The organism is Pseudomonas sp. 1928-m, assembly GCF_029269135.1.
GTDB lineage: Bacteria > Pseudomonadota > Gammaproteobacteria > Pseudomonadales > Pseudomonadaceae > Aquipseudomonas.
This window is the reverse complement of the sequence record NZ_JARIXO010000006.1, coordinates 61,319-83,867: the sequence shown is the minus strand read 5'-3', so window position 1 is coordinate 83,867 and position 22,549 is coordinate 61,319. Positions and strand designations below refer to the sequence as shown.

24 protein-coding genes are annotated in these 22,549 nt (G+C 59.3%); all 24 read right to left on the bottom strand.

All coding sequences use genetic code 11. From position 1 onward, the window contains the following. Positions 1-28: 28 nt before the first annotated feature. On the bottom strand, positions 29-817 hold the full coding sequence (locus P3C18_RS17260; protein ID WP_275963057.1) for a ParA family protein: 789 nt from the start codon (positions 815-817) through the stop codon (positions 29-31). Positions 818-868: 51 nt separating this feature from the next. After that, complete coding sequence (gene motD, locus P3C18_RS17255) at positions 869-1,738, bottom strand: flagellar motor protein MotD (RefSeq protein WP_275963056.1); 870 nt, start codon at positions 1,736-1,738, stop codon at positions 869-871. A 12-nt stretch (positions 1,739-1,750) separates the two neighbouring features. Then, positions 1,751-2,491 (bottom strand): flagellar motor protein, encoded by a 741-nt coding sequence (locus tag P3C18_RS17250; RefSeq protein WP_275963055.1) that lies wholly within the window; start codon positions 2,489-2,491, stop codon positions 1,751-1,753. Then, entirely contained in the window at positions 2,491-3,606 is a 1,116-nt protein-coding gene (locus P3C18_RS17245; protein WP_275963054.1) for a chemotaxis response regulator protein-glutamate methylesterase, read from the bottom strand. The genes P3C18_RS17250 and P3C18_RS17245 overlap by 1 nt, the downstream gene beginning before the upstream one ends. A 43-nt stretch (positions 3,607-3,649) precedes the next feature. Next, the gene (locus P3C18_RS17240; RefSeq protein ID WP_275963053.1) at positions 3,650-5,863 is read right to left on the bottom strand and encodes a chemotaxis protein CheA; all 2,214 of its coding nucleotides are present in this window, start codon (positions 5,861-5,863) and stop codon (positions 3,650-3,652) included. 11 nt (positions 5,864-5,874) lie between these two features. Continuing rightward, positions 5,875-6,663, bottom strand: coding sequence for a protein phosphatase CheZ (locus tag P3C18_RS17235; RefSeq protein ID WP_275963052.1), 789 nt, complete (start codon positions 6,661-6,663; stop codon positions 5,875-5,877). A gap of 19 nt (positions 6,664-6,682) precedes the next feature. Next, positions 6,683-7,057, bottom strand: coding sequence for a chemotaxis response regulator CheY (locus P3C18_RS17230; RefSeq protein WP_178091816.1), 375 nt, complete (start codon positions 7,055-7,057; stop codon positions 6,683-6,685). Between the two features lie 97 nt (positions 7,058-7,154). Next, on the bottom strand, positions 7,155-7,901 hold the full coding sequence (gene fliA, locus P3C18_RS17225) for an RNA polymerase sigma factor FliA (RefSeq protein ID WP_167145311.1): 747 nt from the start codon (positions 7,899-7,901) through the stop codon (positions 7,155-7,157). After that, positions 7,898-8,728 carry a flagellar synthesis regulator FleN gene (gene fleN / locus P3C18_RS17220; RefSeq protein WP_090252106.1) on the bottom strand — a complete coding sequence of 277 codons (831 nt, stop codon included), beginning with the start codon at positions 8,726-8,728 and terminating at the stop codon, positions 7,898-7,900. Before fleN ends, fliA begins: the two co-directional genes overlap by 4 nt. Positions 8,729-8,805: 77 nt before the next feature. Next, positions 8,806-10,107, bottom strand: a complete 1,302-nt coding sequence (gene flhF / locus P3C18_RS17215; RefSeq protein WP_275963051.1) for a flagellar biosynthesis protein FlhF — start codon at positions 10,105-10,107, stop codon at positions 8,806-8,808. A gap of 15 nt (positions 10,108-10,122) precedes the next feature. Beyond that, complete coding sequence (gene flhA / locus P3C18_RS17210; RefSeq protein WP_275963217.1) at positions 10,123-12,246, bottom strand: flagellar biosynthesis protein FlhA; 2,124 nt, start codon at positions 12,244-12,246, stop codon at positions 10,123-10,125. A 132-nt stretch (positions 12,247-12,378) separates the two neighbouring features. Further along, on the bottom strand, positions 12,379-13,515 hold the full coding sequence (flhB, locus tag P3C18_RS17205; protein WP_275963050.1) for a flagellar biosynthesis protein FlhB: 1,137 nt from the start codon (positions 13,513-13,515) through the stop codon (positions 12,379-12,381). A gap of 3 nt (positions 13,516-13,518) precedes the next feature. Then, positions 13,519-14,295 (bottom strand): flagellar biosynthetic protein FliR, encoded by a 777-nt coding sequence (gene fliR, locus P3C18_RS17200; RefSeq protein ID WP_275963049.1) that lies wholly within the window; start codon positions 14,293-14,295, stop codon positions 13,519-13,521. A 1-nt stretch (position 14,296) separates the two neighbouring features. Further along, positions 14,297-14,566 carry a flagellar biosynthesis protein FliQ gene (gene fliQ / locus P3C18_RS17195; RefSeq protein WP_275963048.1) on the bottom strand — a complete coding sequence of 90 codons (270 nt, stop codon included), beginning with the start codon at positions 14,564-14,566 and terminating at the stop codon, positions 14,297-14,299. A 2-nt stretch (positions 14,567-14,568) separates the two neighbouring features. Then, a complete protein-coding gene (fliP, locus tag P3C18_RS17190; RefSeq protein ID WP_275963047.1) occupies positions 14,569-15,354 on the bottom strand; it encodes a flagellar type III secretion system pore protein FliP in 786 nt (261 codons plus the stop codon). Further along, positions 15,354-15,785, bottom strand: coding sequence for a flagellar biosynthetic protein FliO (fliO, locus tag P3C18_RS17185; RefSeq protein WP_275963046.1), 432 nt, complete (start codon positions 15,783-15,785; stop codon positions 15,354-15,356). Before fliO ends, fliP begins: the two co-directional genes overlap by 1 nt. Before the next feature lie 2 nt (positions 15,786-15,787). Continuing rightward, on the bottom strand, positions 15,788-16,258 hold the full coding sequence (gene fliN, locus P3C18_RS17180) for a flagellar motor switch protein FliN (RefSeq protein WP_275963045.1): 471 nt from the start codon (positions 16,256-16,258) through the stop codon (positions 15,788-15,790). Positions 16,259-16,290: 32 nt separating this feature from the next. Further along, on the bottom strand, positions 16,291-17,262 hold the full coding sequence (fliM, locus tag P3C18_RS17175; protein ID WP_275963044.1) for a flagellar motor switch protein FliM: 972 nt from the start codon (positions 17,260-17,262) through the stop codon (positions 16,291-16,293). Positions 17,263-17,275: 13 nt separating this feature from the next. Beyond that, complete coding sequence (fliL, locus tag P3C18_RS17170; RefSeq protein WP_275963043.1) at positions 17,276-17,803, bottom strand: flagellar basal body-associated protein FliL; 528 nt, start codon at positions 17,801-17,803, stop codon at positions 17,276-17,278. Between the two features lie 375 nt (positions 17,804-18,178). After that, entirely contained in the window at positions 18,179-19,426 is a 1,248-nt protein-coding gene (locus P3C18_RS17165; protein WP_275963042.1) for a flagellar hook-length control protein FliK, read from the bottom strand. A gap of 115 nt (positions 19,427-19,541) precedes the next feature. Then, positions 19,542-19,895 carry an Hpt domain-containing protein gene (locus P3C18_RS17160; RefSeq protein WP_275963041.1) on the bottom strand — a complete coding sequence of 118 codons (354 nt, stop codon included), beginning with the start codon at positions 19,893-19,895 and terminating at the stop codon, positions 19,542-19,544. Between the two features lie 30 nt (positions 19,896-19,925). Next, positions 19,926-21,620, bottom strand: coding sequence for a fused response regulator/phosphatase (locus P3C18_RS17155; RefSeq protein ID WP_275963040.1), 1,695 nt, complete (start codon positions 21,618-21,620; stop codon positions 19,926-19,928). Between the two features lie 14 nt (positions 21,621-21,634). Continuing rightward, entirely contained in the window at positions 21,635-21,940 is a 306-nt protein-coding gene (locus tag P3C18_RS17150) for an STAS domain-containing protein (RefSeq protein WP_090252075.1), read from the bottom strand. Between the two features lie 156 nt (positions 21,941-22,096). Beyond that, positions 22,097-22,549 carry a flagellar export protein FliJ gene (gene fliJ / locus P3C18_RS17145; protein WP_275963039.1) on the bottom strand — a complete coding sequence of 151 codons (453 nt, stop codon included), beginning with the start codon at positions 22,547-22,549 and terminating at the stop codon, positions 22,097-22,099.

Genomic DNA, 22,549 nt, shown 5'->3' with positions numbered 1-22,549 from the left:
GCCTATATCTTCAGCATAGCCGTTCATCTCAGGCGACCTGTGCGGCAATCTGCTGCGACAGCAGGTGCTTGAGCAACGCGCGGTAGGCGATTACGCCACGGCTATTGTTGTCAAACTTGGACGGTGTAAGCCCTGCTCGGCTGGCATCACGCAGACGCGTATCCACCGGAATATAAGCCGGCCACAGGTGCTCGGGGTAGGTGTTGCGCAACACCCGCAACGTGCCCATGGAAGCCTGGGTGCGCCGATCGAACAGGGTCGGCACGATGGTGTAGGGCAACGCCTGCTGACGCGAACGGTTGATCATCGCCAGGGTATTGACCATCCGCTCCAGGCCTTTGACGGCTAGAAACTCAGTCTGCACCGGAATCACCAGTTGCTGACTGGCAGCCAGGGCGTTGACCATCAGCACGCCGAGCAAGGGCGGGCTGTCGATCACCGCATGATCGAAGTCCTGCCAGAGCTGCGCCAGGCTCTTGGCAATCACCAGGCCCAAGCCGCTCTGCCCGGGCGACTGACGCTCCAGCGTGGCCAGCGCCGTGCTCGACGGTAGCAGGGAAATACGCTCATCACTGGTAGGCAGCAGCAATTGCTGCGGCAAACCGCGCGGCACACTGCCTTTATGCTGAAACAGATCGAAGCTGCTGTGCTCCAGGCTGTCCGGGTCATGCCCGAAATAGCTGGTCATCGATCCATGGGGATCGAGATCGACGATCACCACACGCTTGCCGGCATCGGCCAACAGGCCTGCCAGAGCGATTGATGTGGTGGTCTTGCCGACTCCACCTTTTTGATTGGCTACTGCCCAGACTCTCATCGTTATCATCCTCCCGGTACAGCTGCAGCCTGACCGAGAACGGGGCCACCCTTATGGGGCCGGCGACGGGGGATTGACGGCACCCGCTTGCGGGGCCGGCGCTGCCGGGGCTGGTGCAGATTGCGTGCCAGCCCGTTGCAAGGCCGCATCGGGCTTGGCATTGGCGCTGCCGACACCACTCACGCTACGGCGCACATCTAGATTGCGCGAGATTACCAACACTACCCGCCGATTACGCCCACGCCCCTCGGCGGTGGTGTTATCCGCGACGGGCTGGAACTCGCCATAGCCGACTGCCGCCAACCGACCGGGGTTGACCCCATCCATAGTCAGCATACGCACGATACTCGCGGCCCGCGCAGTAGACAGTTCCCAGTTGGTCGGGAACTGCGCCGTCTGAATCGGCAGGTTGTCGGTAAAGCCTTCCACATGAATCGGGTTTTCATAGGGTGCCAGAATTTTGGCTACTTTTTCGATAATGTCGAAAGCCGCATTGTTGGGAATGGCATCCCCGCTGGTAAACAGCAGGCTGGAGCTAAGCTCGATCTCGATCCATAACTCATTGCCACTGACCTTGAGCTGCTCGGACTGAATCAAGTCGCCAAAGGCCTCACGCACGCTGCTGGCGATATTCTGCAGATCATCGGCAGATGACTGCGCGTTTTCCTCATCCACCAGCGAACGATCTGGCTCAGTGGTGCGCGGCCGCTCCTCACCCACCGGAATCGGCTTGATCGCCCGATCAGGCTGATTGAACACCCCGGTCAGGCTGTCGGAAAGAATCTTGTACTTGCCTTCGTTGATCGAGGAAATCGAATACATAACCACAAAAAACGCGAACAACAAGGTGATGAAGTCGGCATAGGAGACCAGCCAACGTTCATGGTTTTCATGTTCTTCTTGATGACGCCTGCGGGCCATAAGGTGTCCCCATCAATCCATAAAGCCTTGCAGCTTCAATTCGATGGAGCGCGGGTTTTCACCCTCGGCAATCGACAGGATGCCTTCGAGCAGCATCTCGCGATAACGCGACTGACGCTGGGCGATGGCCTTGAGCTTGTTGCCAATCGGCAGCAGCAGCAGGTTSGCAAACCCCACGCCGTAGATGGTTGCCACAAAAGCCACGGCAATCCCAGCACCCAGCTTGCTCGGGTCAGCCAGGTTACCCATCACATGGATCAGGCCCATCACGGCGCCGATAATGCCAATGGTCGGCGCGTAACCGCCCATGCTTTCGTACACCTTGGCGGCCTGAATATCGCGGCCTTCCTGGGTGTACAGATCGACTTCGAGAATGCTGCGAATAGCCTCAGGCTCCGCGCCGTCAACCAACAGCTGCAAACCTTTGCGGGCGTAAGGGTCGGCTTCGACATCAGCCACCGCTTCGAGGCCGAGCAGGCCTTCCTTGCGCGCCGTCATGCTCCAGCCAACCACCCGGTTGATACCGCCAGCCAGGTCCACCCGCGGTGGAAAGAAGATCCAGCCGATGATTGCCAGAGCCCGCTTGAACACGTTCATCGGCGCCTGCAAAAACGCCGCGCCCAGGGTGCCGCCGATCACGATCAGCGCAGCCGGCCCATTAAGCAAAGCGCCGGCGTGGCCACCTTCAAGGTAGTTGCCGCCGAGGATGGCGACAAAGGCCAGGATGACCCCGATAAGGCTCAGTACATCCATTAAATGCAGGTCTCCGCCAGGTGCCTGCCAATATCATCCAGCGGGTAGATGGCGTCGGCCAGGTTGGCTTTGACGATGGCCATGGGCATGCCGTAAATCACGCAGCTGGCTTCATCCTGCGCCCACACCTGGCTGCCACCCTGCTTGAGCAGGCGTGCACCTTCACGACCGTCCGCGCCCATGCCGGTCAGCACCACCGCCAGCACCTTGTCACCATAGGACTTGGCCACCGAGCCGAAGGTGATATCGACGCAAGGCTTGTAGTTCAGGCGCTCATCACCGGGAAGGATTTTCACCACACCGCGGGCGTCGACCATCATCTGCTTACCGCCAGGCGCCAGCAGCGCCAGGCCGGGGCGCAATACATCACCGTCCTCGGCTTCCTTGACACTGATACGGCACAGTTTGTCGAGGCGCTCGGCAAAGGCCTTGGTGAAGGCGGCCGGCATATGCTGGATCAGCACGATCGGCGCCGGAAAAGTAGCCGGCAACTGGGTCAGCACACGCTGCAGCGCCACCGGCCCACCTGTCGAGGTGCCAATCGCAACCAGCTTGTAGGATTTACGCTTAGGCGCGGCACTGACAACAGCCGGCGCGGGAGCCGCAGCTGGACGACCCGGCGTGCTGGTGGTGGTTACAGGGCGTGCCCCTGGCTTGGTTTGCGCTGCAGGTGTCGTGCTAGGCGCTGCCACGGGAGGCGGGCTCAGGCTACGGCGGTTACTGCGGGCAATGGTATGAATTTTCTCGCAGAGCAGCTGCTTGACCCGCTCTGGATTGCGCGAAATATCCTCGAAATTCTTCGGCAGGAAATCCACCGCACCGGCTTCCAGCGCATCCAGCGTAACGCGCGCGCCTTCATGAGTCAGCGAAGAGAACATCAGCACCGGCGTCGGACAGCGCTGCATGATGTTACGCACGGCCGTGATGCCATCCATCATCGGCATCTCGTAATCCATGGTAATCACATCGGGCTTGAGCGCTTGTGCCTGCTCGATGGCTTCACGGCCGTTAGTGGCTGTGCCGATCACCTGAATATTCGGATCGGCTGAAAGAATTTCCGACACACGCCGACGAAAAAAGCCGGAGTCATCAACCACCAACACCTTAACAGCCATAAACACTCCTAAACGGCGCGACAGATAGCTGCGCCGCTAACAATCAGATACGCCGGGCGTAACGTTTAAGCATGCTCGGCACGTCAAGAATCAGGGCAATACGTCCATCACCGGTGATGGTCGCGCCCGACATGCCTGGAGTGCCCTGCAGCATTTTGCCCAGCGGCTTGATCACCACTTCTTCCTGACCGACCAGTTGATCGACCACGAAACCGATGCGCTGGCTGCCAACGGTGAGAATCACCACATGGCCCTCGCCCTGCTCCACATGAGCAGCACTGCCGATCAACCAGCGCTTGAGGTAAAACAGCGGCAAAGCCTTATCGCGCACGATCACCACTTCCTGGCCGTCGACCACATTGGTTCGCGACAAATCCAGGTGGAAAATCTCGTTGACGTTGACCAGCGGGAAGGCGAACGCCTGATTGGCCAGCATCACCATCAGCGTCGGCATGATCGCCAGGGTCAGCGGCACCTTAATGACGATCTTCGAGCCCTGGCCCTTGACCGAAAACACGTTGACCGTGCCATTGAGCTGGGAAATCTTGGTTTTCACCACGTCCATGCCCACACCGCGACCGGACACATCGGAAATCTCGGTCTTGGTCGAAAAGCCCGGCGCGAAGATCAGGTTGTAGCATTCGAATTCATTGAGGCGGTCGGCAGCGTCCTTATCCAGCAGACCTTTCTCCACGGCCTTGGCACGCAGCTGATCGGCATCCATACCTTTACCGTCATCGGAGATCGACAGCAGGATATGGTCGCCCTCCTGCTCGGCGGACAGGATCACCTTGCCGCCGCGTGGCTTGCCCGAGGCTTCGCGCTCTTCCGGGGTTTCAATGCCGTGGTCGACCGCGTTACGCACCAAGTGGACCAATGGATCGGCCAGGGCTTCAACCAGGTTCTTGTCGAGGTCGGTTTCTTCACCGACCAGCTCCAGGTTGATCTCTTTTTTCAGGTTGCGCGCCAGATCGCGGACCAGACGCGGGAAGCGCCCGAAGACCTTCTTGATCGGCTGCATGCGGGTTTTCATCACCGCCGTTTGCAGATCAGCCGTTACCACATCCAGGTTGGACACTGCCTTGGACATGGCTTCATCACCACTACTGGCACCCAGACGCACCAGGCGGTTCCGCACCAGCACCAGTTCGCCGACCATGTTCATGATTTCATCCAGCCGCGCGGTATCAACCCGCACAGTGGTTTCCGCCTCGCTAGGTGGCGCAGCCTTCTCGGCTGCAGGTGCGGCAGCCGGAGCAGCAGGTGCCTTGGCCGGTTCCGCCTTGGCAGCAGGTTTTGCAGCGGGTTTAGCGGCGGCCTTGGCAGGTTCAGCAGGTTTGGCAGCCGGAGCTGGCGCAACGGGCTTGATCGCTTCAGGCTCGACAAACTTGCCTTTGCCATGCAGTTGATCAAGCAGTGCTTCGAACTCATCGTCGGTGATATCACCGCTCGGCGCGGCAGCAGGCTCAGCTTTGGCCGCAGGTGCGGCAGGCGCAGATACAGCAGGCGGGACAAACTGGCCTTTGCCATGCAACTGATCGAGCAGCGATTCGAACTCATCATCAGTGATCTCATCACCGGCCGCGGCTGTTGCCGCTGGCGCAGCAGCAACTGGCGCGGCGGGTGCAACAGCAACGTCAGGAGCTACAAACTGCCCCTTGCCGTGCAGCTGATCGAGCAAGGATTCAAATTCATCATCGGTAATTTCATCGCTGCTGGCAGCACTGGGAGCTTGCGCCGGAGACTCGTCCAAGGAGCCCAGCAACTGCTCAAATTCACTGTCGGTGATATCGCCAGCGGCCTCTGCAATCTCGATTTCAGGCTCGGGCTCAGCCTGCGCTTCAACTGGCGCGACTTCCTCTGCACCTGCTGGCTCAGCCAGGCGTGCCAAGGCGGCAAGCAGCTCAGGGGTAGCGGGAGTCAGATCAGTACGCTCACGTACTTCGGTAAACATGCTGTTGACGGCATCCAGTGCTTCCAGCACCACATCCATCAACGCGGAGTCGACGCGCCGCTCACCCTTACGCAGGATGTCGAAGACGTTTTCTGCGATATGGCAGCATTCCACCAGCTCGTTGAGCTGGAGAAAACCGGCACCACCTTTGACGGTATGAAACCCGCGAAAAATAGCGTTGAGCAGATTCATGTCGTCCGGGCGACTTTCCAGCTCAACGAGCTGTTCGGACAGTAGTTCAAGAATCTCGCCGGCCTCTACCAGGAAGTCCTGGAGGATTTCTTCATCGGCGCCGAAGCTCATAAGACGTGCTCCTAAAATCCCAGGCTGGAAAGCAGGTCGTCGACATCATCCTGATTGGATGCGACGTCTTCACGCTTATCGGCATGAATCTGCGGACCTTCACCATGCGAAGGCTCTTTTTGTTTTTCTTGTTCGGCGCGGAGCAACTCATGGTTGTGCTCAATGCCAGCAAATTGATCCACCTGACTGGCCATCAGCACCAGTTTCAGCAGATTACTTTCAACCTCGGTCACCAACTGGGTTACACGCTTGATCACCTGCCCGGTCAGATCCTGGTAGTCCTGAGCCAAGAGAATATCGTTGAGGTGACCAGATATCTTGGCGCCGTCACGCTCGCTGCGCGCCAAAAACAGCTCAACGCGCTTGGCCAGTTCACGGAAACCATCGGCGCTCATCTCGCGGCGCATAAAGCGCCCCCAGTCAGCGCTCAGGCTTTGCGCCTCATCACTGAGGTCATTAACCAGTGGTGCGCTCTGCTCAACCAGATCCATGGTGCGGTTGGCCGCTTTCTCGGTCATCGTCACCACGTAATTCAGCCGCTCGGTGGCATCGGTGATTTGCGAGACCTCAGTGGCATGCGGCACGCGAGGGTCGAGCTGGAAATTGACAATGGCGTTATGCAGCTCACGGGTCAGCTTGCCGACCTCGTGATACAGGCCGCGATCACGCGCCTTGTTGAGCTCATGTATCAGCTGTACCGCTTCACCAAAGTTGCCTTGTTCCAGGCTGTCTACCAGTTGGCGAGCGTTGTGTTTCAGGGACGACTCAAGGTCACCCTGAACGGAATCTTTATGTTCCATAGCACCCTCATGGCAAACATCAGCCGTTGACCCGCTCGAAGATCTTTTCAATCTTCTCTTTCAGTACCTGGGCAGTGAACGGTTTGACTACGTAACCGTTAACCCCAGCCTGGGCTGCTTCGATGATCTGATCGCGCTTGGCTTCTGCGGTAACCATCAACACCGGCAGGGTTTTCAGGCGCTCATCGGCACGCACCGCGCGTAGCAGGTCGATACCCGTCATGCCGGGCATGTTCCAGTCAGTCACCAGAAAATCGAAACTGCCGCTCTGCAGCATGGGCAGCGCGGTGACGCCATCATCGGCTTCCGCTGTGTTGGTGAACCCCAAGTCACGCAGGAGGTTCTTGATGATCCGTCGCATCGTTGAAAAGTCATCAACGATGAGGATTTTCATGTTCTTGTCCAAGTCGACCTCCGTACAGTCCCAAACGCACCCAGCAACCTGTATGCGCTTTTAATCGTGAAACCGGCCCAGCGTTAGCGAATGCAACTCAATGTGCGCGCCACTCGCCCAGACGAGCGCGTAAACGAGCGGCACACTGACTGTGTAGTTGGCTTACACGTGATTCGCTAACCCCCAACACCTCGCCGATCTCTTTAAGATTCAATTCTTCATCGTAATATAGCGCTAACACCAGGCGCTCGCGCTCCGGCAGGTTGGCAATGGCATCTGCCAGGGCCGCCTGAAAGCGTTCATCTTCCAGATCACGAGAAGGTTCGAGGTGGTTGCTGCCAGCGTCTTCACCCAACCCACCGTGTTCACCGTCCTGCAACAGGTCGTCGAAACTGAACAGGCGGCTGCCTAAAGTGTCGCCAAGAATGCCGTAGTAATCCTCGAGACTCAATTGGAGTTCGGCCGCAACCTCTTGATCTTTAGCGTCTCTGCCGGTTCTGGCCTCAATTTTTCGAATTGCGTCGCTGACCATGCGGCTATTGCGATGCACTGAGCGGGGTGCCCAGTCACCTTTGCGCACCTCATCAAGCATCGAACCGCGAATGCGAATGCCGGCGAATGTCTCGAAACTGGCGCCTTTACTGGAGTCGTATTTTTTTGACGCTTCGAGCAGGCCGATCATCCCGGCCTGAATCAGATCGTCTACCTGCACATTGGCCGGTAGACGGGCCAGCAGGTGATAGGCAATGCGTTTGACCAGGGGCGCGTAGCGCTCGATCAACTGGTGCTGGGAATCCTGCGCCTGCGCCTTGCTATACATACGAAGTCCAGAGGCTGCTGTCATATGGCCGTGTCCGCGATCGGTTGCTGCACCAGACGCTCAACGAAAAACTCCAAATGACCGCGCGGGTTGGCCGGTAACGGCCAGGCGTCGACTTTCTGGGCTATCGCCTTGAACGCCAGCGCGCACTTCGAGCGCGGGAAGGCTTCGTAGACCGCGCGCTGCTTCTGCACGGCCTTGCGCACTGACTCGTCATACGGCACGGCGCCTACGTACTGCAGGGCAACGTCGAGAAAACGGTCGGTGACTTTAGTCAGCTTAGCAAAGAGGTTGCGACCTTCCTGCGGGCTGTGGGCCATATTGGCCAATACACGGAAACGATTCATGCCGTGGTCGCGGTTGAGCAATTTGATCAGCGCGTAGGCGTCGGTAATCGAAGTCGGTTCATCACACACCACCACCAGCACTTCCTGGGCGGCGCGCACGAAGCTGACCACGCCATCACCGATACCGGCAGCGGTGTCGATGATCAGCACATCGAGGTTGTCACTGATATCGCTGAATGCCTGAATCAGCCCGGCATGCTGCATGGGTGACAGCTGCACCATGCTCTGAATGCCAGACGCCGCCGGCACGATACGAATGCCCCCCGGCCCCTGCAGCAGTACATCGCGCAGCTCACATTCGCCGCTGATAACGTCTTCCAGGGTGCGTTTGGCGCTCAGGCCAAGCAGCACATCGACGTTGGCCAAGCCCAGGTCGGCGTCCATCAACATCACCCGACGGCCGAGATCAGCCAGGGCCAACGCCAGGTTCACCGAGACGTTGGTCTTACCGACGCCACCTTTGCCGCCGGTCACCGCAATCACCTGTACGGGATGCATACCCATATTTCTACACACCTTGTCTAACTTCGACTGGAGCCACTTGGCCGGCTAAGCGCGGTTCAATTCCAACAGCCTGACGCTTAACTGACGCGTCGTGCGGGTTGCTGGTAAAGGCCGGCAAACATCTCCGCCATCGTATCCTCGCTTGGATCCTGGGTCGCCTGCAGCCCTACGGCCCGGCTAACCAGTTGATGACTGCGGGGAATCTGCAAGTCATCGGGAATGCGTGGCCCATCAGTGAGATAGGCTACCGGTAGACGCTGGCTAATAGCCAGTCCTAAAACCTCACCCAGGCTGGTGGCTTCATCCGCCTTGGTCAGGATGCAGCCAGACAAGCCGCAGCGCTTATAACTATGGTAGGCGGCTTTCAGCACTTGGCCCTGGCTGGTAGCGGCCATTACCAGATAATTTTTTGCATTGACGCCACGGCTGGCCAGGGTTTCCAGCTGCATACGCAGGGCTGGGTCGTTGGCTGGCAGGCCGGCAGTGTCGATCAGCACCACACGCTTGCGCGCCAGCGGAGCCAGGGCCTGGGTCAGCGACTGACCCGGATCAACCAGAGTTACCGGGACATTGAGAATGCGCCCCAGAGTCTTGAGTTGTTCTTGAGCACCAATGCGGTAGCTGTCCAGACTGACCAAGGCAATATGCTGCGCGCCGTACTTGAGCACGTAACGCGCCGCCAGCTTGGCCAGGGTGGTGGTCTTGCCCATGCCCGCCGGGCCCACCAGGGCGATTACACCGCCCTCTTCCATCGGTTCCTGCTTCGGCGTTTTGATTGCGTGAGCCAGATGCGCCAGCAGCATGCGCCAGGCCTGACGCGGTTCGGTCACGGTGCTGACACGCTCCAGCAGCGCTTTCGACAATTCGGCCGACAGGCCCATGCGCTGCAGGCGGCGCCACAGATTGGCTTGCTGCGGACGACGGTTCTGCAGCTGGCCCCAGGCAATCGAGCCCAGCTGCACTTCAATCAGCTCACGCAAGCCGTGCAGTTCAAAACGCATGGCATCCAGGGCGCGTTGGTCGGTTGCTGCAGCAGGTGCTGCCTGAGATTTGCGCATCACGGCAGCCAGGCTGTCAGCAGGCAGGCTATCGGCGGCGCCAAACAGCTGGCGGTCCTTGCCGGCATCGACTTGGGTGCGGGTGGTCAGCTCGGCCTGGGCCGTGGCGATTTTTGCCTGGGTCTTGCGCAGCTCGGCTTCCAGCGCCGGGTTGGGCTGACGGGCCGGTGCGGCAGGCACCTGATAATMCAGCGCGGCGGTCAGTTCGACACCGCCGGCTACCCGGCGATTGCCAATGATCGAGGCATCGGCACCCAGCTCATCACGCACCAGCTTCATGGCGGTACGCATATCGGCGGCGAAAAAGCGTTTGACCTGCATGGCCTGTAACCTCGGTTAGTTCTGCCCCACCGTCGCAACGATGGTGACCTGCTTGTTATCCGGAATTTCCTGGTATGCCAGTACATGGATACTCGGAACCGCCAGCCGCGCGAATCGCGAGAGCATCGCCCGGACCGGACCGGCTACCAGCAGAATCACTGGCTTGCCGAGCATTTCCTGGCGCTGCGCCGCTTCCACCAGGGAACGCTGCAGCTTCTCGGCCATGCCCGGCTCCAGGAGGATGCCCTCCTCGGAGCCTTGACCGGCCTTCTGGATACTGTTGAGCAATATCTGTTCCAACCTGGGTTCCAGGGTGATCACAGGCAGCTCCAGCTCTAGTCCCACAATGCTTTGCACGATTGCGCGGGCCAACGCGACACGCACGGCGGCGACCATCGCGGCGGGATCTTGACTCTTCACCGCGACATTGGCGATGGCCTCGGCAATGGTGCGGATATCGCGCACCGGCACTTGCTCCTGGAGCAAGGTCTGCAGCACCTTGAGCAGGGTCGACAGGGAAATCATCCCCGGCACCAGCTCCTCGGCCAGCTTGGGCGAGCTCTTGGCCAGCAACTGCATCAGTTGCTGCACTTCTTCGTGACCGAGCAGCTCGTGGGCATGCTTGTGCAGCACTTGGTTGAGATGGGTGGCGACCACGGTGCTGGCGTYCACCACGGTGTAGCCGAGCGACTGCGCCTGATCACGCTGAGCCGGGTCGATCCACACTGCCTCCAGGCCAAATGCCGGGTCTTTGGCGGCGATACCGTTGAGTGGGCCGAACACCTGACCGGGGTTGATCGCCAGTTCACGATCCGGATACACCTCGGCCTCGGCCACGCTGACGCCCATCAGGGTCAGGCGATAAGCATTGGGCTGCAGGTCAAGATTGTCGCGGATATGCACCGAAGGCATGAGAAAGCCCATCTCCTGGGAAAGCTTCTTGCGCACGCCCTTGATCCGCGCCAGCAGCTGCCCCCCCTGATTACGGTCCACCAGTGGAATCAGGCGATAGCCCACCTCCAGGCCGACCATATCCACCGGGGTTACATCATCCCAGCCTAGCTCTTTGACCTCCTGGGACTTCTGCGCCGGCAGCAGCTCCTGCTGACGCTGCACCTCCTTGATCTCGTTTTCCTTGGTCGCACGCTGCTTGTTGGCAATCCAGTACGCCGCACCGGCAGCCACCAGGCCCAGGCTGATAAAGGAAAAATGCGGCATGCCGGGGACCAGGCCCATGGTGATCATCACCGCAGCGGTCACCGCCAGCGCACGCGGCGAGGCGAACATCTGCCGGTTGACCTGGGCGCCCATGTCTTCCGAACTGGAAACCCGGGTCACCATAATCGCCGCAGCTGTCGACAGCAGCAGCGAAGGGATCTGCGCCACCAGACCATCACCGATGGTCAGCAAGGTGTAGATGCGCCCAGCGTCAACAAAACTCAGAGAGTGCTGGAACATGCCGATGGCAATGCCACCGATCAGGTTGATAAACAGAATCAGCAGACCGGCAATCGCATCGCCGCGAACAAACTTGCTGGCACCGTCCATAGAACCGTAGAAGTCAGCCTCCTGAGACACTTCACTGCGCCGCTTCTTGGCCTCAGCCTGGTCGATCAAACCGGCATTTAGATCAGCGTCGATGGCCATCTGCTTGCCGGGCATAGCATCCAGGGTGAAACGTGCGCTGACTTCGGAGATACGTCCAGCGCCCTTGGTGACCACCACGAAGTTGATGATCATCAGAATGGCGAACACCACGATACCGACCACGTAGTTGCCGCCGATCACCACTTCACCGAAGGCTTGGATCACCTTACCGGCAGCGTCGTGACCGTCCTGGCCATTGAGCAGCACCACCCGCGTGGAGGCGACGTTTAGCGCCAGGCGCAGCAAGGTGGCCGCCAGCAGAATGGTCGGGAATACCGCGAAATCCAGCGGACGCAGGGCGTAGATCGCCACCAGCAGGACGACAATCGACAGGGCAATACTGAAGGTGAACAGCACATCGAGGAGAAACGGTGGAATCGGCAGCATGACCATGCCGAGCATGACCAGCAGCATCAGCGGTATGCCCAGGTTGCCCTGCTTCAACCCCGACAGGTTGCTGCGCACATCACCGATCATTTGCGAGCGATCTATTGCCACACCACTACCCCAGCCAATTCAATCTTTTGACGCGAGCCGCGCCTTTGGGGAGGGTTTTGCAAGAAGCTGTCCAACTTTGCCAGAGCCAGGTAACAACCGCCAAGCCTGCTGCAATGGGGCTAAGCGTCACTCGTCGCGGCGTAAATCCGGCGGGATTGGCATCTCCGGCAGCGGCCCTGGGCGCTTGCCCTTGCCGGCCTGGTACTGGCGCAGCTGGTAGACGTAAGCCAGCACCTGGGCGATGGCCAGGTACAGGCCGGCCGGGATTTCCTGATCCAGTTCGGTGGAATAGAACACCGCCCGCGCCAAGGCCGGCGACTCCAGCACCATGACCTTGTGCTCATTGGCGATTTCGCGAATCTTCAGGGCGGTGAAGTCACCCCCCTTGGCCAGCAGCACTGGGGCGCTGCCCTTGGTTGGGTCGTACTTCAAGGCCACGGCAAAGTGCGTCGGGTTGGTGATGACCACGTCGGCGTCGGGCACCGACTGCATCATGCGCCGCTCGGCCATTTCCCGCTGCAGCTGGCGAATACGCTGCTTGACCTCGGGCTTACCCTCGCTGTCCTTGTACTCGTCACGTACTTCCTGCTTGGTCATCATCAGCTTCTGTTTGCTGCTCCAGAGCTGAAATGGCACATCCACGGCGGCAATCAGAATCAGCCCGCAGGACATCCACAGCGCGCTCCAGCCCACTACAGTGGCAGAGTGCAGAATGGCCGACTCAATCGGCTCATGGACAATCGCCAACAAGTCGTCCTGCCAGGCCGACAACACAGCCATACCTACCAGCAGAATCAGAATGAACTTGGCCAGAGCCTTGAGCAATTCGACCAGAGCACTGGTCGAAAACATGCGTTTAAGCCCCGCCAAGGGGTCCATCCGACTGAGCTTGGGCGCCATGGCTTCGGCAGAAAACAGCCAGCCACCGAGAGAAATCGGCCCCACAATCGACACGATCAGCAACAGCACGAACAGCGGGAACAAGGCCTCCATCGCAATTTGCCCAGATGCCGCAAGCCACAGGGCCATACTGCGCTCATCCATGATCACATCACGGGGTAGCGAGAAGTTGCCACGCATGATGTCGAGCATGGCATTGGCCATACTGCCGCCGAAAGCCAACATGCCGCCAAAGCCGCCGAGGGTTACGGCCAGGGTATTAAGCTCTTTGGAACGGGCAATCTGGCCCTTCTCACGGGATTCGCGCAGGCGTTTCTCCGTGGGTTCCTCGCTTTTATCGGCGCCACTCTCGGATTCGGCCATGACTTAGCTCGCCCCCGCCATTTCACGCAAGAATTGCAACGCCTCGGTGGCAAATACCTGGTACTGCGCAAGGATATCGGTCATGCCGATCCAGACGATCACCATGCCCAACACCAGGGTCAGCGGGAAACCGATGGAGAAGATATTCAACTGCGGCGCAGCGCGGGTCATGACCCCGAACGCCAGGTTGATCACCAACAGCGCGGTTATCGCCGGCAATACCAGAAGCAGGGCGGCACCCAACACCCAGCCCAGTTTGTTGGCAATTTCCCAGTAGTTTTCCACCAGAAAGCCACCGCCAACCGGCAGGGTGAAAAAGCTCTCGGTCAGCACTTCGAACACCACCAGATGGGCGTTCATGGCGAGAAACAGCAAGGTCACCAGAATCATGAACAACTGACCAATCACCGGCACCGAAATACCGTTAGCCGGGTCAATCATGGAGGCAAAACCCAATCCCATCTGCATGGCGACGATCTGCCCGGCAATCACGAAAACCTGGAAGAACAACTGCAGAACAAAGCCCAGCATCATGCCAATCAGAATCTCCTGGGCGATCCATATAAACGCCTGCACGCTGATCGCATCAATCACCGGCATCGGCGGCAGGGTCGGCATGATCACCAGACAGATAGCCAAGGACAGATACAGGCGCACTCGCGCCGAAACCAGCTGAGTACCGATGATCGGCATAAACATCAGCAGCGCAGCAATGCGAAACAGCGGCAGCAGAAAACTGCCCACCCAGGCGCCGATCTGCTCGTTGCTTAGCTCGAACATATCAGCCAATCAACAGCGGAATGTTCATGATCAGGTTCTCGGTGTATTCCATCAGCTCACGCACCAGCCAAGGCCCGGCAATGATCAGAACCACCAGAATCACCAACAGACGCGGTAGAAAGCTCAAGGTTTGTTCGTTGATCTGGGTCGCGGCCTGGAACATGGCCACCAGCAAACCGACGATCAGGCTGGGAACCACAATGATCGCCACGATGCTGGCGGTCAGCCACAGAGCCCCGCGCACCAGATCTACTGCCACTTCAGGGGTCATGCCTAAAACCCTCCAAAGCTAGCGGCCAGGGTGCCCATAATCAGCGCCCAACCATCAATCAACACAAACAGCATGATCTTGAACGGCAGGGAAATAATCAGCGGCGAGAGCATCATCATCCCCATCGCCATCAGAATACTGGCGACCACCATGTCGATGATCAGGAACGGGATAAAGATCATAAAGCCGATCTGGAAAGCGGTTTTCAGTTCGGAGGTAACGAACGCCGGCACCAGAATGGTCAGCGGCGCATCTTCCGGGCTGGCGATGTCGGTACGCTTGGACAGGCGCACAAACAGCTCCAGATCACTTTCGCGGGTCTGCGCCAGCATAAAGTTCTTGATCGGCCCTTCGGCCTTGACGATGGCATCCTGCGCTGTCATCTGCTCGTTCAGGTAGGGCTGCAACGCTTCGCGGTTAATCTGATCAAACACCGGCGCCATGATAAACATGGTCAGAAACAGCGCCAGACCGACCAGAATCTGGTTCGACGGCGTCTGCTGCAAGCCCAGGGCCTGACGCAGAATCGAGAAGACGATGATGATCCGGGTAAAGCTGGTCATCAGCATGACAAACGCTGGAATAAAGCTCAGCGCCGTCATGATCAGCAAGATCTGCAGGCTGACCGAATATTCCTGCTGCCCGGCCGTGTCGGTACTCAGGGTGATTGCCGGGATCGACAGCGGGTTGCTGCCCGACTGAATCAAGGTACTGGCAGTCGGCGGATCTGCGGCGAACGCCAGTGAAGCCCCCAGGCTAAAAACCAACACCAGCAACAAACGCAGCATCAGGACTTGTCCTTCTGATCCTTGCCCAACAGCTCCATCAGACGCTGGGCAAACTCGGTAGAGGCCGGCTCGGCAGCCGGTAAATGCACCGGCTCTTTCAGTACATGCAGCGAGGTGATGTTGCCTGGCGTCAACCCTAGCAACACCTGCTCGCTGCCCACCTGCACCAGCACCAGGCGATCACGCGGCCCCAGGGCCTGGGTTGCCAATACCTTGATCACCTGACCGCCACGCGGCACGATCTGCTGCACCCTACGCATCAGCCAGGCCAGCAGAAAGATCAGACCTATAACCAACAGCAGGCCCAGCAACAGCTGCACAAGCTGCCCGCCCATGCCCGCTCCGGCAAGGGGTACAGCCGTTTGCGTGGCGGGTTCTGCAGCAATCGCTGCAAAGGGTAAAGCCAGGCCCAGCAGAAGGAGTCTATGCATGGTTAGCGCAGCTTCTTGATGCGTTCGCTTGGGCTGATCACGTCGGTCAGGCGGATGCCAAACTTTTCGTTAACCACCACCACTTCGCCGTGGGCAATCAGGGTGCCGTTGACCAGTACATCCAGCGGCTCACCGGCCAGGCGATCCAGCTCAATCACCGACCCCTGGTTTAGCTGCAGCAGGTTGCGAATGGTGATATCGGTGTTGCCGACTTCCATGGAGATCGACACCGGGATATCCAGAATCACATCCAGATTCGGCCCGTCCAGATTAACCGGCAGATTGATCTTCGGCGCACTGTCGAACTCTTCCATCGGCGCACGCGGCGCCGCTGGCCCCGGGTCGCTGGCGGCAAGCATGGCGTCGATATCGTCCTGCCCGGCATCGCCGGCCTCGGACAATGCAGCCGCCCACTCATCGGCAAGTGCCTGTTCCTCGGGGGAGCTGGCTTCGTTTTCGTTTTCGTCTGCCATCGTTTTTCCTCGGCTGGCGTTGAATAGGGGGATTAGCGGTTACGCTCAATGGGGCCGAGCACCTGCAAAGCCAGTTTGCCCTTGTGCGCCCCCATCTTGACCTTGAATGAGGGCACGCCGTTGGCACAGAGCACTACGCTTTCCGGCAACTCCACCGGTATCACGTCACCGGGCTGCATATGCAGAATGTCGCGCAGCTTGAGCTGGCGGCGGGCAACAGTTGCGCCCAGCGGCACACTGACGCCGAGAATGTCTTCGCGTAGCGCCTTGATCCAGCGCTCGTCCTGATCGTCGACATCGGACTGGAAGCCGGCATCGAGCATCTCGCGGATCGGCTCGATCATCGAATAAGGCATGGTGATATGCAGATCGCCGCCACCGCCGTCCAGCTCGATATGGAAGGTGGACACCACAATCACTTCACTGGGGCTGACGATGTTGGCCAACGCCGGGTTCACTTCCGAGTTAACGTACTCGAAGTTGATATCCATCACCGCGTGCCAGGCTTCCTTGAGGTCGATAAAGGCCTRATCCAGCACCATGCGCACCACGCGCAACTCGGTGGGGGTGAATTCGCGACCTTCGATCTTGGCATGACGGCCGTCGCCGCCAAAGAAATTATCCACCAGCTTGAACACCAGCTTGGCGTCAAGAATAAACAAGCCAGTGCCGCGCAGCGGCTTCATCTTTACCAGGTTGAGGCTGGTCGGCACGTACAGCGAGTGCACGTACTCGCCGAATTTCATCACCTGCACGCCACCCACCGCCACATCGGCGGAGCGGCGTAGCAGGTTGAACATGCTGATACGGGTATAGCGGGCGAAACGCTCGTTGATCATCTCAAGCGTCGGCATGCGCCCACGGACAATCCGGTCCTGGCTGGTCAGGTCATATTGTTTGACGCTTCCCGGTTCGGCTTCGTCCTCGGTTTCAACCAAGCCGTCATCGACGCCATGCAGCAGGGCATCGATTTCATCCTGGGAAAGCAGGTCTTGCACAGCCATATACGGCTCCTGATTACTGCAACACGAGGTTGGTGAACAACACTTGCTCGACCGTAACCTTGCCGGTCTCTTTCTCGGCCAGCTCCTGCACGCTGGCGGTCGCCTGCTGGCGCAGCATTTCCTTGCCCACCGGGGTAATCAGGGAAGCAAAGTCCTGACCGGAAAACAGCATCACCAGGCGGTTACGTAACACCGGCATATGCACCTTGAGCGCATCCAGGGCCGCCTGATCACGGGTCATCAGAGCCACGCTGACCTGCATATAACGGGCACGCCCCTGATGGTTGAAGTTCACCACAAAGGCCGGCGACAACTCTTCATAGATCGCCGCCTGCTTGACCGGCACCGCAGGCTCGGCGCTGGCTTCTGCCTTGGCCTCATCAGCGCCTGTATCCTTCTTGTTCAGAAAGAACAAGGTTCCCCCCACGGAAAGGCCCACAGCCAGCAGCACAGCAATAACGATGATAATGATCAGCTTCATTTTGCCGGCTGGTTTCGCCTCGGCATTTGCCGCTGCGGGTGCTGCTTCTTTCTTAGCCATGCCAATAATCCGTCGTTATTCGGAGTTCTATCCGTTTTCAAAGGGTTAAGAGCAAGTGTTATGCCAGTCTGTTAACAAACCTGCTCAGTACGGGTGGCCCAGCACCTGCGGGTGATATGACCAAGGCATTAGATAAACCCACGCCCCAAAAAAATCGCCCGGCTTCCACACAATGGGAGCCGGGCGAAATGCAGTTTAGATCAGTGGGGCATGCAACTACAGCAGCAAGCGCTTTAGAACCCAATCAAAGCCAGCTGCGCGTCGGCCCTGCTGCGTTAAAAGCAGGCTCAGAGTGCTCGTGTACAGCCGTACACTCCGCCTCCTCACCTGCTTTTGCCTTGCATAGCTCTAGCTCGCTAGCCTTTGAATGGATTCTTAGGCGTAGTAATCGACCAAGCCACGGGCACTCACAGATGTCGTGCGAGCCGCTTCGGCAGCGTTCGAATGCAGTTCCTCATCCGCGCCGAGCAATTCACTGGAGGCGCCACCGCGACCTTTGCCGCCATCGCCCTCCTGCCCTTGCCAGCCACGGCTGAGCGACTGATCGGAGACGTTCACGTCCAGCTGGTTCATGCCCTGCTGGGCGAACAGCTCACGCAGGCGGTGCATCTGCGAATCCAGCGCCTCACGCACCCCGGCATGCGGGCTGGCGAAGGTGACCTGGCTCTGCTCCTGGTTGACGCTGATGCGCACTTCCAGACGGCCCAGCTCAGCTGGATCGAGCTGAATTTCGGCGGATTTGAGATTCTGGCTGGACATCACCATCACCCGATCCACCACCGCTTCGCTCCAGCCGCCCTGCTGCATGGGCACCGGCTGCCCAACCACCACCGGCGCGCGGGCGGACAGCGGGGTCTGTTGAGCAATGGCCTGGCTCAGCGCATTCAGCTTGCTGACAAAGTTTTCCGGCGTATTGTTCGCCGTACCCTCCTTCAGCGCTTCAAGACCTTTGCCGGTAAGGGCTTCGAGCTTTAATTCCGGCAGCTCCAGGGCATCGTCTTCTACTGGTACTTCATCCTGTACAACCTGACTGGCCAGCAAACTCTGGCTGACGCTTTGCGCCTGCGCTGAGGGGGTCGCTGCCTGGTCGGACTGTAGCTTTTCCTTAGCACCCATCTCCAAAGCCATACGAACGGCCGGCAACTGGTTAAGTGCATCCAGCTCAGGATCAAAGCTGGCCTCGGTCATGCTCGCCGTGCCCGAGCCGGTCAGGCTGGTCGTAGCCACGGGCAGCATGTCGCTGACGGTTGTCAGCTCTTCGCTTTCCTCGGGGGGCAACTCACCGGTAATGCCCAACAACAGCAACGGATCAAGCACAACACCTTCAACAGTCGGCTCGCTCGGCAAAGGCTTGCCGCTATCGGCAAGCCCGCTCTGCCCAGCAGCGGCAAGGGCCTGTGCATCCTCACTTGGTTTTTCCGCCGGTTTACTCTCCCGTGCGGGCTTAGCAGATGCATCGCTGCGCTCGGAGGCCTTGGCCTGACGCTCTCTGGCATACACCTGAGAGAAGCTGGAAGCCTCATTTCTATTGGGCTGCGCGGGTTTTTCCGGCGGTTTTGATGCAGCAGCCCTGGGCTTTACTTCAGGTGCCGACTTGAGCAGCAGATCGGGGGCAACGGACATGGATACTCTCCGTTCGGGGTTGGTCGTGCGGAGAGTTTTGCAAGGCGCGGGCCAACTTGTTGACCGGCAGATTCAGCAGGGGGAAATGCAGCAACTGGGGACACAAGCAGCAAGACTAGTGCCGATAACGCTGACGTTCGGATTTAAGCAGGATGCGCACAATGGCAAATTCACGCTCAATCTGCTCGACCAGCTCAGGGGCCTGTTCCAGCTGCTCGCGCCGCCCGGCCTCCTCCAGCTGCTTGCACAGCCCAGCCAGCATCAGCGCGCCCATATTGCTGCAGCTGCCTTTAAAGCTGTGCGCCGCCAGGCGCAAGCTCTGCGCATCGGCCGCCCGCTCAGCCTGACGCAGCACCAACAGGCGCTCTTCGGAGTCGATCAGGAAGGTATCCAGCAGCACCGGGTATTCATCTTCCATGACGTCCTGCAAAGCCGCCAATACTGCGCTATCAAGGTGAATATCGGACAACTGCTCGCTCCCCTGGCGTGTTGCCTTGGATTATGCCCCAGGCAACCAGGAAAACTCCACGCGCACCCCCGGTTCGCCGTCGCCCCAACTGCAACGCTCACTCAGTTGCCTGACCAACGCCAGCCCGCGACCGCTCAAGCTATGGGCATCGCGGGGTTCCACCGGTAATTGCTGGGCATCGAAGCCCGAACCGCTGTCTTCGACCCGGACGATCAAGCGCCCGCCCGCGCCTTCCGGCAATAATTGCAGATGAAAGCGCACAAAGCCGTCGGTCAGCGCAGCCAGCCTTACGCTGCGCTGGCGATAATACTCGGCAAACCCTTCGGCATTCGCCTTGAGCGCCGAATCAAGGCCCAGCACGCCATGTTCCAGCGCATTCGAATACAGCTCGGCCAGCACACTGAACAAGGCGCCGCCCTGGGGGCGCAGCCCCTGCACCTCCAGCAGCAACTGCAAGAGGAACGGCAAGGGATTGAAATGACGCAGGGTTTCCCCGCGAAACTCGAAGCTGGCCGACCAGTCCAGCGAATGGCTCTGGCCATTATCGGCGAAGGCCAGCGGCGGCCGACTCAGCTCGGCGTCATCGACCAGGCTGACTTCAAGCAGGCTAACGTCATCCTGCTGCTCGCCACTGAAATGGGTCAGCGCCCGCTGGATCTCAGAGAACAGCGCCGTAGGCTGCTGATTGGCAGCGAACACCTCAAGCAACCGCCCTTCACCAAACAACTCGCCCTGTTTGTTACAGGCCTCCAACACGCCATCGGAAAGCAGGAAAACCCGATCTCCCAGCGCCAGCGGGTAAACCTCGTATTTGTCATTGAATGCGGTCGGCTCCAGCACTCCCAACGGCAAATGCCGCGACACCAGCGGCAAACGCTGGCCACTGCCGCGCAGCAGATAGCCATCCGGCAGACCGCCGTTCCACACTTCGACCACCTGGCGCTGGAAGCTGATATTCAGCACCGTAGCGCAGCAGAACACCCCGACCGGGAGAATACGTTTGAGCTTGGCGTTGATCTCGCGCAGCACTTCGGCCAGCGAATAGCCCTTGGCCGTCATGCCGTAGAACACCTCGGCCAGCGGCATCGCGCCAATTGCCGCAGGCAAACCGTGGCCGGTGAAGTCACCCAGCAGCACATGCATGCCGCCTGACGGCTTGAACGCAGCCAGCAGCAGATCGCCGTTAAACACCGCGTAGGGCGATTGCAGATAACGAATGTTCGGTGCATCCAGGCAACCGGAGTGAGTCACCTTGTCGAACACCGCCTTGGCCACGCGCTGCTCGTTGAGCAGGTGTTCGTTGTGCATGGCAATCAGGTCGCGCTGCTGCAGCACGGTGTCCTGCAGGCGGCGCAGGCGGTCCATGGCCTTGATCTTGGCTTCGAGAATCACCCGGTTATAGGGTTTGGCAAGAAAGTCGTCACCGCCGGCTTCCAGGCAGCGCACCAGGGCTTCGCCTTCGGTCAATGAGGTAAGAAAGATGATCGGCACCAGCTCCTCGCCGGCCACCTGCTTGATCCGCCGCGCGGCTTCAAAGCCATCCATAACGGGCATCAAGGCATCCATCAGTACCAACTGCGGACGCTCCTGCTCGAACAGGGCCACCGCCTCCAGACCATTGCTGGCGGTCAGCACCCGGTGCCCCTGGCGGCTGACGATGGTCGACAGCAGCATGCGATCAGCCGCGTTGTCCTCGGCGATCAGAATGGACAGACGCTCTGGCATGGCATGCGCCCCGATCAGGCGATTTTGAACAGCTGCTCGAAATTCGAGATAGCGAGGATCTTGCGCACATCCGGGTTGCAGTTGAGCAGACGGATCTGCGCGCTGTCGCCGCCGGCGTGATCACGCAACAGCAACAGCATGCCCAGCGCCGAGCTGTCCAGGTAGGTGGTGTCCTTGAGGTCTACGACGTAACGCTGCGGGGTACTGTTGACGCGTTCGTAGGCATTGCGAAATTCCTGATGCGCACCGAAATCGAAGCGTCCCTGAATCAGAATGGTCAGCTCTTGCCCATCGGATGAGGGCAGCGAGGTGATGGCCATGAATTACTCCTATAAACGAAAAGACCAGGCCGCACGTTCAGGTGGGCCAGACTGCAGGTTATGCATGATCAAGATGTAGCATCGCAATGCCCATGCGGCAACTGTTTAGGCTGGTTGATGTGTCGCCTTCAGTTTCAAGTAAACGGCAATTCGCGCTCAAGACTGCGAATCACGGGCGGATATGCGCTGCGAGAGCTCATCGAGCAATTTCTGCTCACGCTTGTCTTCAGCCAGGCGCGCTTCGTCCTGATAGCGTTTGACCAGTTTGCGCAAACCTTCCAGGCGCGCGTAGCGCTGCTGCCAGACCTCGCGCACCTTTTCCATATTGCCGCGGTGCCAGTCGACGCTGTTGCGCTGCTGGCCGATGGCGGTTTCCAGCTGGGTAAGAAAGCGCTGATAGTTCATCAGCCACTGCCCGGAGACGCCGCGCTGGCCTTCAGTAATCCACTGCTGCTGGTAATCACCGCGGTAGCGCTCCAGGTCACCCAACTGCACTTCGGCCTGGCGCAGCAGCCCCTGGCAATGGCCCAGCTGCAAAGCAGCTTCACGCTCGGCACGCTCGGCCATGTCGACCACCGGGGCCAGCCGCGCGGCGCGGCTTTGCGCCAT

Bases quoted from the DNA above. Each gene is read 5' to 3' on its own strand.
- P3C18_RS17260 (WP_275963057.1), bottom strand. From the start codon at position 817: ATGAGAGTCTGGGCAGTAGCCAATCAAAAAGGTGGAGTCGGCAAGACC.
- motD (WP_275963056.1), bottom strand. From the start codon at position 1,738: ATGGCCCGCAGGCGTCATCAAGAAGAACATGAAAACCATGAACGTTGG.
- P3C18_RS17245 (WP_275963054.1), bottom strand. From the start codon at position 3,606: ATGGCTGTTAAGGTGTTGGTGGTTGATGACTCCGGCTTTTTTCGTCGG.
- P3C18_RS17240 (WP_275963053.1), bottom strand. From the start codon at position 5,863: ATGAGCTTCGGCGCCGATGAAGAAATCCTCCAGGACTTCCTGGTAGAG.
- P3C18_RS17235 (WP_275963052.1), bottom strand. From the start codon at position 6,663: ATGGAACATAAAGATTCCGTTCAGGGTGACCTTGAGTCGTCCCTGAAA.
- P3C18_RS17230 (WP_178091816.1), bottom strand. From the start codon at position 7,057: ATGAAAATCCTCATCGTTGATGACTTTTCAACGATGCGACGGATCATC.
- fliA (WP_167145311.1), bottom strand. From the start codon at position 7,901: ATGACAGCAGCCTCTGGACTTCGTATGTATAGCAAGGCGCAGGCGCAG.
- fleN (WP_090252106.1), bottom strand. From the start codon at position 8,728: ATGGGTATGCATCCCGTACAGGTGATTGCGGTGACCGGCGGCAAAGGT.
- flhB (WP_275963050.1), bottom strand. From the start codon at position 13,515: ATGGCCGAATCCGAGAGTGGCGCCGATAAAAGCGAGGAACCCACGGAG.
- fliR (WP_275963049.1), bottom strand. From the start codon at position 14,295: ATGTTCGAGCTAAGCAACGAGCAGATCGGCGCCTGGGTGGGCAGTTTT.
- fliQ (WP_275963048.1), bottom strand. From the start codon at position 14,566: ATGACCCCTGAAGTGGCAGTAGATCTGGTGCGCGGGGCTCTGTGGCTG.
- fliP (WP_275963047.1), bottom strand. From the start codon at position 15,354: ATGCTGCGTTTGTTGCTGGTGTTGGTTTTTAGCCTGGGGGCTTCACTG.
- fliO (WP_275963046.1), bottom strand. From the start codon at position 15,785: ATGCATAGACTCCTTCTGCTGGGCCTGGCTTTACCCTTTGCAGCGATT.
- fliN (WP_275963045.1), bottom strand. From the start codon at position 16,258: ATGGCAGACGAAAACGAAAACGAAGCCAGCTCCCCCGAGGAACAGGCA.
- fliL (WP_275963043.1), bottom strand. From the start codon at position 17,803: ATGGCTAAGAAAGAAGCAGCACCCGCAGCGGCAAATGCCGAGGCGAAA.
- P3C18_RS17165 (WP_275963042.1), bottom strand. From the start codon at position 19,426: ATGTCCGTTGCCCCCGATCTGCTGCTCAAGTCGGCACCTGAAGTAAAG.
- P3C18_RS17155 (WP_275963040.1), bottom strand. From the start codon at position 21,620: ATGCCAGAGCGTCTGTCCATTCTGATCGCCGAGGACAACGCGGCTGAT.
- P3C18_RS17150 (WP_090252075.1), bottom strand. From the start codon at position 21,940: ATGGCCATCACCTCGCTGCCCTCATCCGATGGGCAAGAGCTGACCATT.
- fliJ (WP_275963039.1), bottom strand. From the start codon at position 22,549: ATGGCGCAAAGCCGCGCCGCGCGGCTGGCCCCGGTGGTCGACATGGCC.